This is a genomic window from Aliiroseovarius sediminis (assembly GCF_022678485.1).
GTDB lineage: Bacteria > Pseudomonadota > Alphaproteobacteria > Rhodobacterales > Rhodobacteraceae > Aliiroseovarius > Aliiroseovarius sediminis.
Genome location: NZ_JALBYP010000026.1, coordinates 252,948 through 265,221, shown reverse-complemented (window position 1 = coordinate 265,221; position 12,274 = coordinate 252,948). Strand labels below are relative to the sequence as shown.

The following is a 12,274-nucleotide window of genomic DNA, read 5'->3' as shown; positions in this document are numbered from 1 at the left end:
ACAGGCCATCATTATTCGAATTATATGCCCGGCGCTCTGATCCAGATGAGCCGCCGGGACAAGGCGTTTGGATGACCCGCGCCGCCCCATATCCCATTTGCAGACAATATCCTGAAAAGGACCGGACAGATGTGTGCCGACACCCCTGAATACAAAGACACCCTGACGCTTCCCGTCACCGATTTCCCCATGCGCGCGGGCCTGCCCAAACGTGAACCAGAATGGCTGGCCCATTGGGAAAAGATCGGCGTCTATGACCGCCTGCGCGAAAAAGAGGGACGCACGCCCTTCATTCTGCATGATGGCCCCCCTTATGCCAACGGGCATTTGCATATCGGCCACGCACTTAACAAAACGATCAAGGACATGATCGTGCGCTCGCACCAGATGATGGGGTTCGACAGCCGCTACGTGCCCGGGTGGGATTGCCACGGCCTGCCGATTGAATGGAAGATCGAAGAACAATACCGCAAAAAGGGCAAAGACAAAGACGCGGTTGATGTGATCGATTTTCGCCAGGAATGCCGTAAATTCGCCGCTGGCTGGATCGACATCCAGCGGGATGAATTCAAGCGCCTGGGCATCACCGGCAACTGGGCCGATCCTTATCTGACGATGGATTTCCACGCCGAACGCGTGATCGCCGAAGAATTCATGAAGTTCCTGATGAACGGTACGCTTTATCAGGGGTCGAAACCCGTGATGTGGTCGCCGATCGAGAAAACCGCGCTGGCCGAAGCCGAAGTGGAATACCACGACAAGGAAAGCTTCACCATCTGGGTGAAGTTCAAGGTTACGGATTTCAGCCTGCCCGACATGGTTCTGTCGGATGAAGAAGAAACCGACGACACCCGCGAAGCCATAGCCGAGGCGAAAGACGCCGCCGCCCATGACTTCATTGGCGCGCATGTGGTGATCTGGACGACGACACCGTGGACAATCCCGTCGAACAAGGCCGTCGTGTTTGGCGAGGATTTCGAATACGGGCTGTATGAAGTCACCGATTGCCCGGATGAATGCTGGGCGGCCAAGGGCGACCGGTTCATCCTTGCCGACAAACTGGCCGCAGATGTGATGGCGCGTGCCCGACTGGAACCCGGCATGTATCGCCGGGTGCGCAATGTCACGCCCGCGCAATTGTCGGGCATGACGCTGCATCATCCGCTTGCGGGTGCCGAAGGGGCCAATGGGGAATGGGACGCTGCCCGCGACTTCCGCGCTGCCGATTTCGTGACGGACGAGGAAGGCACCGGATTTGTTCATTGTGCACCTTCGCACGGCATGGAGGAATTCGAGCTCTATCGTGATCTGGGAATGCTGGAACAGGTCATCTCTTACAACGTTATGGACGATGGATCATTCCGCGCGGATCTTCCCTTCTTTGGCGGCACCTACATCCTGAACCGCAAGGGCGGCGAGGGGGACGCAAACAAGGCCGTGATCGACAAACTGGTCGATGTTGGCGGGCTTCTGGCGCGTGGTAAAATCAAGCACTCCTATCCGCATTCGTGGCGCTCGAAAGCGCCGATCATCTATCGCAACACGCCGCAATGGTTTGCGAGCGTCGATCGCGAGGTCGGCGATGGACAGGATGACATGGGCAAGACCATCCGCACCCGTGCTCTGAACTCGATTGACCAACTGGTGAAATGGTGGCCGCAATCGGGGCGCAACCGGCTTTATTCGATGATCGAGGCGCGGCCCGATTGGGTTCTTTCTCGTCAGCGCGCTTGGGGCGTGCCGCTGACGTGCTTCACCAAGAAGGGTGCGCTGCCGACCGACGCGGATTACCTTTTGCGCGACGACGCGGTGAATGCCCGTATTGCCGACGCGTTCGAGGCCGAAGGCGCGGATGCGTGGTATATCGACGGTGCCAAGGAACGCTTCATCGGGGATGCGGCGAACCCGGACGACTATGATCAGGTGTTCGATGTGCTGGATGTGTGGTTCGACAGTGGCTCGACCCATGCGTTCGTTCTGCGCGACCGCGAAGATGGCACACCGGATGGCATCGCGGATGTCTACATGGAAGGCACCGACCAACACCGCGGGTGGTTTCATTCCTCGCTTTTACAAGCCTGTGGCACCAAGGGGCGTGCGCCTTACAGGAACGTCGTGACACACGGCTTCACCTTGGACGAAAAGGGCATGAAGATGTCCAAGTCTTTGGGTAACACCATCGTGCCCGAGCAAATTGTGAAGCAATACGGCGCGGATATCCTGCGCTTGTGGGTGGCACAGACGGACTATACCGCGGATCAGCGGATTGGGCCGGAAATCCTGAAGGGCGTGGCCGACAGCTATCGTCGCCTGCGCAACACGATGCGGTTTATGCTGGGCAATCTGCATGAGTTTGACGAATCCGAGCGTGTCGACCCGGCCGATATGCCGGAGTTAGAGCGCTGGGTGCTGCACCGTTTGGCGGAGCTGGATCACGTGGTGCGCGAAGGTTACAAGACCTTCGATTTCCAAGGCGTGTTTTCGGCGGTGTTCAACTTTGCGACCGTGGACCTGTCCAGCTTCTATTTCGATATCCGCAAGGATGCGCTGTATTGTGACGGCGCGGACAGCCTGAACCGACGCGCCGCGCGCACTGTGCTGGACATCCTGTTCCACCGCCTGACCACATGGCTTGCGCCTGTGCTGGTCTTCACAATGGAAGATGTGTGGCTAGAGCGGTTCCCGGGCGAAGACAGCTCGATCCATCTGGTCGACTTCCCTGACACGCCCGCTGACTGGCTGGACGAACCGCTGGCCGCGAAATGGTCGGGCATCCGCAAGGCGCGCCGTGTCGTCACCGCCGCGCTGGAAGTTCAAAGGCGCGACAAGGTGATCGGTGCGTCGCTTGAGGCTGCGCCGATTGTTCATGTGCGCGATCAGGACGTGCTGGGCGCGCTGAAATCAGTGAACTTTGCTGATATCGCAATCACCTCGTCCGTGTCTTTGACCCAGGACCCTCTGCCTTCCGAAGCTTTCCGCCTGCCGGAAATCGAAGGCGTGGGTGTCGTGTTCGAAAAAGCCAGTGGCGATAAGTGCCAACGGTGCTGGAAAATCCTGCCCGATGTGGGAAGCCATGACCATGCGGGCGTCTGTGGGCGCTGCGACGCGGCGCTAAGCTGACATCTGACGACGATGGCGCTGTCTAAGGGGAAACCTTGGCAGCGCCAACTCCATTGCAGTCAGGGGCCGCTTCTGGCGTGAAGCCAGCCATGCAAGCCTTGCATTTCGGGATTGCCGGAACGTCTGTCGTACTGGCCGCACCGACAGCCTATGTGATCTTCAAGCGCGGCGGCAGATCGCCCAAATGATCATGCTTGCCCGAAATTTTTTATTGTTCGTCCGAAGAGGAGCCTTGAAGATGGCACAGTCAAAATCCATTGCCCGCACCCTGATCACATGGTTCAAATCCGCCCTGAGCTTTACCAAGCAGGAACGGTTCAATCTGGAACAACACCGCGACATGTGGACCGGCAAGCGCAGCGAGAAGCTGGAAAAGGCGGTGCGTCATTACAGCTTCCCAGGCTGATTGGGTTCCATCACTCACGAAATAGCGCGGGTCTGATCCTGCGTAGGAAAGCCCTTGCCGTCGCGGCGGGGGCTTTTTTTATGGATGTATCGGCACGCACACCGTTGTATTCGCGAAGCTTCTTCGGCACTCTGCCTTGATGACAATGGTAACGATGGACAGCCCACTGGGGCGTTTGGGGGTTGAGGCGCAGGCGGGTGCGATCACGCGATTGATCTGGGGCGCTACGCCCAAAGGCCCGCCGACGCCGCTTTTACGCGAGGCAGTGGCGCAGTTAAGGGCCTATTTTCAGGGGCGTTTGCAGCGCTTCGATCTGCCGACAAATGTGCAGGGTTCCGACTTTCAGCGCGCGGTGTGTGACGCGATGGCGTCAATCCCCTTTGGCGAAACGCTGACATATGGCCAGATCGCGCGCCAGACGGGCAAGTCGGCGCAGGCGGTGGGCAACGCGTGCGGCGCCAACCCGATCCCGATCATTATACCCTGCCACCGCGTGCTGGGGGCGGATGGCCATGGCGGCTTTTCCGGTGCGGGCGGGATCGAGGCAAAAGTTCACCTGCTGCGCCTTGAAGGAGCCGCCGGGTTGCTTATTTGAAATAGTCTGCGTTAACCGATCCAGACTGACAACATGGCGCGGCGGCGAAACAAGGGGACAGAATGGCGACGATCCTGAACGTCAGCGGCGTGACCAAAACCTATGAGGGCGGTCACAAGGCGCTGAAAGACGTAGATCTTCAGATCGAAACGGGCGAGATTTTGGCGCTGCTTGGCCCGAACGGGGCGGGCAAGACCACCCTGATATCGGTCATCTGCGGCATCACAACGATTAGCGATGGCACGATCACCGTGGGCGGCCATGACCACGCGAAAGACTATCGGGCCGCGCGCGAGTTGATCGGACTTGTTCCGCAGGAAATCAACCTTGAGCCGTTCGAAACCGTGATGGACACAGTGCGTTTTTCACGTGGCCTGTTTGGTCGCCCGCGCAACGACGCGCTGATCGAGGATATCCTGAAAACGCTAAGCCTGCATGACAAGAAGGACAGCCGCATCAGAACGTTGTCGGGCGGCATGAAGCGGCGTGTTCTGATTGCCAAGGCGCTGTGCCACGAACCCCGCATCCTGTTTCTGGACGAACCCACCGCCGGTGTGGATGTCGAACTGCGCAAGGATATGTGGGACATCGTGGCGCGGCTGAAAGACACCGGTGTGACGATCATCCTGACCACGCATTACATCGAAGAGGCCGAAGCGATGGCCGACCGCATCGGGGTCATCTCGAAGGGCGAAATTCTTTTGGTCGAGGAAAAAGACGCCTTGATCAAACGCTTGGGCCGCAAAGAGCTGATCATCGAATGCGATCCTCCCGTCGATACCATCCCCGATGCTTTGTCAGATTACCCCCTGACGCTGTCGCCCGATGGCGGGTTGATCTATTCATATGACACGCACGCAGGCAGCACCGGGATCACCGCGCTGCTGGCCGATTTGCGTAAAGCAGGGCTGCACATGGTCGACCTGTCGACGCGCCAAAGCTCGCTTGAAGATATCTTCGTGGATCTGGTGAAGGAGGACGCGGCATGAACTGGCACGCAATCGCCGCGATTTATCGTTTTGAAATGGCGCGGACCTTTCGCACCTTGTTGCAGTCCATCGTGTCGCCCGTCCTGTCGACTTCGCTTTATTTCATCGTGTTCGGCGCGGCCATCGGGTCGCGCATTGATCAGGTCGAAGGGGTCGGCTATGGCGCGTTCATCGTGCCGGGGCTGATCATGCTAACCGTGCTGACCCAAAGCACCACCAACGCATCCTTTGGCATCTATTTTCCCAAGTTCATCGGCACGATCTATGAACACCTTTCTGCGCCGATTTCGTTTTACGAGATCGTGATCGGGTATGTCGGTGCGGCGGCGACCAAGGCGTTGATGATCGGCTTGATCATCCTTGGCACCGCGCATTTCTTTGTCGACCTGACCATCCTGCATCCTGTCTGGATGGCGATATTTCTTGTACTGACTTGCATCAGCTTCGCCCTTTTGGGCTTCATCATCGGAATATGGGCGCAGAACTTCGAACAGTTGCAGTTGGTGCCTCTGCTCGTGATCACACCGCTGGTGTTTCTGGGCGGGTCGTTTTACTCGATCTCGATGCTGCCGCCGGTGTGGCAGACGGTCACCCTGTTCAACCCGGTCGTCTATCTGATCTCGGGCTTTCGTTGGGCGTTCTTCGGCATGGCGGATGTGTCGATCGGCTGGTCCATCTTGGCGATCGTCGTCTTCATGGGGGTCTGCCTTGCGACGATCCGATGGATTTTTCACACCGGATACCGGCTGCGAAGCTGATGATGGACCATTTGCAACAATGCGGGGCAGTGCTTCCGCTGCCCTTGTCTGAGCCAGAGGTGCGGTCTACATGACAGCCATGAAAAAATACATTCCGTTTATCAAGAAGCCTCCATTGGTCGCTGTGATCCGCCTGTCTGGCATGATCGCAACGGGCGCACGCGGCCAGTTGAACGACGCAGCCCTCGCCCCGGTGATCGAACGCGCGTTTCGTAAGGGCAAGCCGCAGGCCGTCGCGCTGGTGATCAACTCGCCCGGCGGCAGCCCGGTGCAATCCAGCCTGATCACCGCCCGCATCCGTCGCTTGGCCGACGAGAAAGAGCTACCCGTCTATGCGTTTGTCGAAGATGTGGCGGCCTCGGGGGGGTATTGGTTGGCGACAGCGGCGGACGAGATTTATGCGGATGAAAGTTCGATCCTCGGGTCGATTGGCGTTATTTCGGCTGGTTTTGGTCTGACCCGGTTGATCGAAAAGATCGGGGTTGAGCGTCGCGTTTATACCGCCGGCAAGTCGAAATCGATGCTGGACCCGTTCCGCCCCGAAGACCCCGATGACATCAAACGCTTGAAGACGCTGCAAGACGATATCCACGACGCCTTCAAACAGCAGGTCACGACACGCCGCGCAGCCAAATTACCGACGAACGAAGATTTGTTCACCGGAGATATCTGGCTGGGCCGCGCTGCCATCGAAAAAGGGCTGGCGGACGGCATTGGCCATGTTGTCCCCGTGATGAAGCAGAAATACGGCGACGAGGTGCAGTTTCGCGCCCACGGGCCGCGCCGGTCGATCCTTGGCCGCTTTGGCCTGCGGCTGGGCACTGACGCCATCGCCGCAATAGAGGAGCGTGCGGAATTTGCACGTTTCGGTCTTTAGATGGTCGTCAAGATTGTCGCGTTGTTTCTTGTCGCAATGGGTGTGATGGCCATGTTTGGTAAATTGCGATATCCCGGCCAAAAGCGCATCGAAGCGATGAAATGTCCGCGGTGTGGCCGATATCGGATGGGGAAATCCCCCTGCGACTGTAACGGGAAGGGCTGATGTTGGACCTGATCTACGCTGCGCTGGGCCTGATTATCCTTCTGTTGGCAGGCGATAGCCTTGTGCGCGGGGCAGTTAACCTGTCACTGCGTCTTGGTGTGCCGGCCCTGATCGTGTCGCTGACCATCGTGGCGTTTGGCACGTCTGCGCCAGAGCTGTTGATATCTGTTCAGGCGATCATGCGGGGGGTGCCGGGGCTGGCGATGGGGAATGTCGTTGGCTCGAACACCGCCAACATTCTGCTGGTGCTGGGGGTGCCGGCCATAATTTCCGGTCTGTCTACGGGCACCTGTGATACCAAGAAAAGCTATCTTCAGATGCTGGCGGCTACCGGCTTGTTCATCGTCTTGTGCATGAACGGGGTGATTTCGTGGGTCGAGGGGCTCGTGCTGCTTGCCGCACTTGCCCTGATGCTGTCTTCGGCCTTTCGCGAGGCTTTATCGCACCGGCGCAATAACAATGTGCCCGCCGATGTCGCCTGCTGCACCGATGAGGAAGAGGTCGAGGGCGCGGACCCTGACATGCCGTGGTGGAAGGTCATTCTGTTTCTGGTGCTGGGCCTTATTGGTTTGCCATTGGGGGCCGACCTTCTGGTTGATGCGTCAACCAATATCGCGCGCCATATCGGCGTTTCGGAAACAGTCATTGGCTTGACGCTGGTGGCACTTGGCACATCGCTGCCCGAACTTGCGACCACGGTTATGGCCGCCCTGCGCAATCAGGCCGAGGTTGCGTTGGGCAACGTCATCGGGTCAAACATGTTCAACCTTCTGGCCATCATCGGCGTCGCATCCCTGGTCGGTCCCATGCCGGTCGAGGCCGAGATCCTGCGTTTCGACCTTTGGGTTATGCTGGGTGCGTCGCTTCTGCTGGCGCCGTTTGTGTTCCTGAAATGGCATATGGGGCGGGTCTGGGGTGTCGTGTTGTCGGCGCTATATGTCGTCTATGTCATGATGGTGCTGGGAGGCTTTTGAATGACGCAGCCACGCGCTTTGGTCACAGGGGCAGGCGCACGGCTTGGGCGCGCGATGGCGATCGAACTTGCGCGGTCGGGGTTGGACGTGGCGGTTCACTATGCAACTTCGTCTGATGGTGCGACAAAGACCGTGGACGCCATTCGCGCGCTTGGGCGGCAGGCGGTGGCATTGCAGGCCGACCTTCTGGACATGACGCAGGTTGACGCACTTATACCCCGCTGCGTCGACGCACTGGGTGGGGAACTGAGTGTGCTGGTCAACAATGCATCGGTTTTTGAGTATGATAGCTTGCACAGCGCAACTCAGGACGGTTGGGACAGGCATATGTCATCGAACTTGCGCGCACCGTTCTTTCTGACGCAAGCTTTCGCTGCACAGGCCCCGCAGGCTGTGCTGGACGAAAACGGCGAAAGCCTTCCGCAGGCGCTGGTGGTCAATATGCTGGACCAGCGCGTGCAGAAGCCGACGCCCGAATTCATGACCTATAGTCTGGCAAAAAATGCGCTGTGGACACTGACGCGAACCGCCGCGCAGGCTTTGGCCCCGCATGTGCGGGTCAACGGGATCGCGCCGGGCACCACTCTGATTGGCGCGCGGCAGTCTCAGACGCATTTCAACGGACAACGGGCCGCATCGCTTTTGCAACGAGGCGCGAATGTCAACGACATCACGGCGGCGCTGGCATTTCTGCTGAACGCTCCGTCGGTAACCGGACAGATGATCACGGTCGATGGCGGTCAGCATCTGGGCTGGCAGACACCCGATATCCTTGGTGTTGAACAGCCCTGAAATCATGCCCAAGTGCTATGGTGTCTGCTTTTAGCCCGAAAAGTTGTGCACCCGTGAAGTTACCCCAAGGGAAGGTTCGTTAATTCTGCAATGAAATCATCTGCTTACGATTTCGTGAGAATTCTTTTGTTGTTTTACAATGGGTTATATTGCTGCCTAAAAATTAGGCACTCTGACGAAAGGGTCGAAATACAAGGGATTTTTGCTGATGGTCAAAACCTGTCTACAGAGTTATCCACAGAAATTGTGGGCAGGTTTCCTCTTGTATCCTGAACACTAAGATTGCAGGCAGGCCGAGAATCGGAATGGCGAGCGGATGAATACAGAAAACAACCATAGCGATAGCGATGCGCATCCCCCCGCGACAGGGCATTCGGTTATCCAATCCTATGTGAAGACGCTGGACAACTCGCCGGGCGTTTACCGGATGCTCGACGCCAAGGGGCGCGTTTTGTATGTCGGCAAGGCTCGCAGCCTGAAGAAGCGGGTGTCCAATTATGCCAAGCCCACCGGGCACACGGCACGGATTGCGCGGATGATCAGCCAGACCGCGTCGATGATGTTTCTGACCACCCAAACAGAAACCGAGGCGCTGTTGCTGGAACAAAACCTGATCAAGCAGCTGAAGCCGCATTTCAATGTGCTGTTGCGCGACGACAAAAGCTTTCCGAACATTCTTGTCACCGGTCACGACTTTCCACAGATCAAAAAGCACCGCGGCGCACGGAAAGAGAAGGGCGCGTATTACGGCCCGTTTGCAAGCGCGGATGCGGTCAACCGAACGCTGAACCAGTTGCAAAAGGTTTTTTTGCTGCGCAACTGCTCGGACGCGATGTTCGAAACGCGCACCCGGCCATGTTTGCAGTACCAGATCAAGCGCTGCGCGGCTCCGTGTGTGGGGAAAATCAACGAAGTGGATTATGCCAAGCTGGTGCGCGATGCCGAGGATTTTTTGTCCGGCCGCACCACCCGGATGCAAGAAACGTTGGCGTCGGATATGCAAGCGGCGTCAGACGCGATGGAATTCGAGAAGGCCGCCGCCCTGCGCGACCGCATCCGCGCGCTGACCCAAGTGCAGCAAGCTCAAGGCGTGAACCCGCGCGGCGTGGCCGAGGCGGACGTGATCGCGCTTCATATGGAAGGGGGGCAGGCTTGTGTGCAGGTGTTCTTTATTCGCGCCCACCAGAACTGGGGGAACCGTGATTTCTATCCGCGAACGGGGGCAGGTGCCGGGCCGGGCGAGGTGCTTCAGGCTTTCGTCGGTCAGTTCTATGACCAAAAAGAGCCGCCGCGCCTGATCCTGTTGTCCGATCCGCTGGACGAACAAGACCTGATGGCCGAGGCATTGTCGGAACGCTTGGGCCACAAGGTTGAACTCTCGGTCCCGTTACGTGGCGAAAAATCCGAGTTGATGGCGAATGCCCAACGCAATGCCCGCGAAAGTTTGGGCCGCAAGATGGCCGAGACCGCCACGCAAGCCCGTCTGCTGGACGGCATTGCACAGGCCTTCGATCTGGACGGCCCGCCGCAGCGGATTGAGGTCTATGACAACTCGCACATTCAAGGCGCCCACGCGGTTGGCGCGATGATCGTTGCGGGGTCAGAAGGTTACATGAAAAGCCAATACCGCAAGTTCAACATCAAGGGCGACGACCTGACCCCCGGCGATGATTTCGGCATGATGAAAGAGGTGCTGACCCGCCGTTTCAAGCGCCTTCTGAAAGAAGACCCCAACCGCGAGGGCGAGCACTGGCCCGATCTTCTACTGATCGACGGCGGCGCGGGGCAGGTCAGTGCGGTGCACGAGATCATGGAAGAACTGGGCGTGACCGACATCCCGATGGTTGGCGTCGCCAAAGGCATTGATCGCGATCAGGGAAAAGAAGAGTTTTACCGACGGAAAATGCGCCCCTTCGCGTTGAAACGGAATGATCCGGTTCTGTATTTCATCCAACGCCTGCGGGACGAGGCGCACCGCTTCGCCATCGGCACCCACCGCGCCAAACGTGCGAAAGCGCAAGGCGCCACCCCGTTGGACGAGGTGCCGGGCGTGGGGGCCACCCGCAAGCGTGCGCTGTTGCTGCACTTTGGGTCCGCCAAGGCGGTCAGCCGGGCAGGGCTGGATGACCTCAAGGCGGTGGACGGGATCTCGGAAACTCTTGCGGAAACCATCTATGGCTTCTTCCATGACAGGGCCTGACGCGGTAAGGAGAAACTTATGAAATGGAACCTGCCCAATATTCTGACCGTCGCCCGGCTGGTCGCTGCGCCCTTGTTGCCGGTCATGTTTCTTTACTTCGCGCGCCCGTGGGCGGATTGGTATGCGATGATCCTGTTCATCGTGGCCTCGATCACCGATTATCTTGATGGGTATCTGGCGCGTGCGTGGAAGCTGGAAAGCCTGTTTGGTGCCGCGATGGACCCGATTGCCGACAAGGCGATGGTGCTGATCGCGCTTCTGGTCATCAACGGATATGCGGGCGTGACGCCGTGGATCTTGCTACCCTCGGCCCTGATTATCTATCGTGAGGTGTTCGTGTCGGGTCTGCGTGAGACATTGGGTGACAAGGCCCGTGCGCTGAAGGTCACAAACCTGGCGAAATGGAAAACCACGGTGCAGATGGTGGCGATCGCCATTCTGTTTTCGACCGGGATTTTCCAGCACAGTTTCATCGACCGCATTCAAGGCATGGATCAGGCCACGATTGATGGCATTTTTGACGGCACGATCACCGATGACGTCGGGCTTTTGTTCTACGAATGGGCAGGCCGCTGGTCGGCCTGGATTGGTATTGCGCTGCTGTGGATCGCAGCCGCATTGACCATCGTCACCGGCTGGGATTACTTCCGCAAGGCAATGCCCTTTTTGAGAGAGGATACGGACCATGGTTGAGGTCATGTATTTCGCATGGGTGCGCGAACGCATCGGCGAGCCGCGCGAACAGGTCGATACCAACGCATCGACAGTCGCCGAACTGGTGGATGAACTGCGCGCGCGCGAACCGCGCTATGCTGCGGCGTTTGCTGACCTGTCGGCGCTGCGCGTCGCGCTGGATCAGGAATTGGCCGATTTCGATGCGCCTTTGTCGGGCGTGCGCGAGGTCGCGTTCTTCCCCCCGATGACAGGGGGCTGACATGCACGTCAGGGTTCAGACCGACACGTTCAACCCGGGCACCGAATTGTCGGAGTTTGCGCAAGGCCGCAACGATCTGGGCGCGGTCGTCAGCTTCACCGGCATCGTGCGCGATGACGACGGCACCTTGGACCGGATGGAGATCGAACATTACCCCGGCATGACCGAAAAGGCGATTGCCGCCATTGTCGACAAGGCGTGCGCGCGGTGGTCCTTGGCCGATTGTCTAGTGATCCACCGCCACGGCCCTTTGCGCCCCGGCGAACAGATCATGATGGTCGCAACCGCCGCCAAGCACCGCGTCGCCGCGTTCGAAGCGGCGGAATACTTGATGGACTATCTGAAATCCCGCGCGCCGTTCTGGAAAAAGGAATTTGCGCGTGACGGCGCCACGGGTTGGGTTGCGGCCAAGGTTGATGACGAAGACGCTTTGAAACGGTGGTCCGAGTAAGCTCGGCGGCCGC

The 12,274-nt window shown here is 58.6% G+C and carries 12 protein-coding genes; all 12 read left to right on the top strand.

The genetic code is table 11. The features are described from left to right. The first annotated feature begins 129 nt into the window (after positions 1-129). The 12 genes from ileS (at position 130) to MN186_RS07700 (ending at position 12,261) form a co-directional block, all read left to right on the top strand. The gene (gene ileS, locus MN186_RS07755; RefSeq protein WP_242113798.1) at positions 130-3,120 is read left to right on the top strand and encodes an isoleucine--tRNA ligase; all 2,991 of its coding nucleotides are present in this window, start codon (positions 130-132) and stop codon (positions 3,118-3,120) included. Between the two features lie 238 nt (positions 3,121-3,358). Further along, complete coding sequence (locus MN186_RS07750; RefSeq protein ID WP_242113797.1) at positions 3,359-3,526, top strand: hypothetical protein; 168 nt, start codon at positions 3,359-3,361, stop codon at positions 3,524-3,526. Between the two features lie 154 nt (positions 3,527-3,680). After that, positions 3,681-4,121, top strand: coding sequence for a methylated-DNA--[protein]-cysteine S-methyltransferase (locus MN186_RS07745; protein WP_420838911.1), 441 nt, complete (start codon positions 3,681-3,683; stop codon positions 4,119-4,121). Positions 4,122-4,183: 62 nt separating this feature from the next. Next, positions 4,184-5,110, top strand: a complete 927-nt coding sequence (locus MN186_RS07740) for an ABC transporter ATP-binding protein (RefSeq protein WP_242113795.1) — start codon at positions 4,184-4,186, stop codon at positions 5,108-5,110. Next, a complete protein-coding gene (locus tag MN186_RS07735) occupies positions 5,107-5,868 on the top strand; it encodes an ABC transporter permease (RefSeq protein WP_242113794.1) in 762 nt (253 codons plus the stop codon). Before MN186_RS07740 ends, MN186_RS07735 begins: the two co-directional genes overlap by 4 nt. A gap of 79 nt (positions 5,869-5,947) precedes the next feature. After that, positions 5,948-6,745, top strand: coding sequence for a S49 family peptidase (locus MN186_RS07730; RefSeq protein ID WP_242113793.1), 798 nt, complete (start codon positions 5,948-5,950; stop codon positions 6,743-6,745). A gap of 164 nt (positions 6,746-6,909) precedes the next feature. Beyond that, the gene (locus tag MN186_RS07725) at positions 6,910-7,884 is read left to right on the top strand and encodes a calcium/sodium antiporter (RefSeq protein WP_420838910.1); all 975 of its coding nucleotides are present in this window, start codon (positions 6,910-6,912) and stop codon (positions 7,882-7,884) included. Continuing rightward, positions 7,885-8,676, top strand: a complete 792-nt coding sequence (locus MN186_RS07720; RefSeq protein WP_242113792.1) for an SDR family oxidoreductase — start codon at positions 7,885-7,887, stop codon at positions 8,674-8,676. A gap of 316 nt (positions 8,677-8,992) precedes the next feature. Beyond that, the gene (gene uvrC, locus MN186_RS07715; RefSeq protein WP_242113791.1) at positions 8,993-10,876 is read left to right on the top strand and encodes an excinuclease ABC subunit UvrC; all 1,884 of its coding nucleotides are present in this window, start codon (positions 8,993-8,995) and stop codon (positions 10,874-10,876) included. Positions 10,877-10,894: 18 nt separating this feature from the next. Further along, entirely contained in the window at positions 10,895-11,569 is a 675-nt protein-coding gene (pgsA, locus tag MN186_RS07710) for a CDP-diacylglycerol--glycerol-3-phosphate 3-phosphatidyltransferase (RefSeq protein WP_242113790.1), read from the top strand. Continuing rightward, positions 11,562-11,810 carry a molybdopterin converting factor subunit 1 gene (moaD, locus tag MN186_RS07705; protein ID WP_242113789.1) on the top strand — a complete coding sequence of 83 codons (249 nt, stop codon included), beginning with the start codon at positions 11,562-11,564 and terminating at the stop codon, positions 11,808-11,810. The genes pgsA and moaD overlap by 8 nt, the downstream gene beginning before the upstream one ends. A gap of 1 nt (position 11,811) precedes the next feature. Then, positions 11,812-12,261, top strand: a complete 450-nt coding sequence (locus MN186_RS07700; RefSeq protein ID WP_242113788.1) for a molybdenum cofactor biosynthesis protein MoaE — start codon at positions 11,812-11,814, stop codon at positions 12,259-12,261. Positions 12,262-12,274 lie beyond the last annotated feature (13 nt).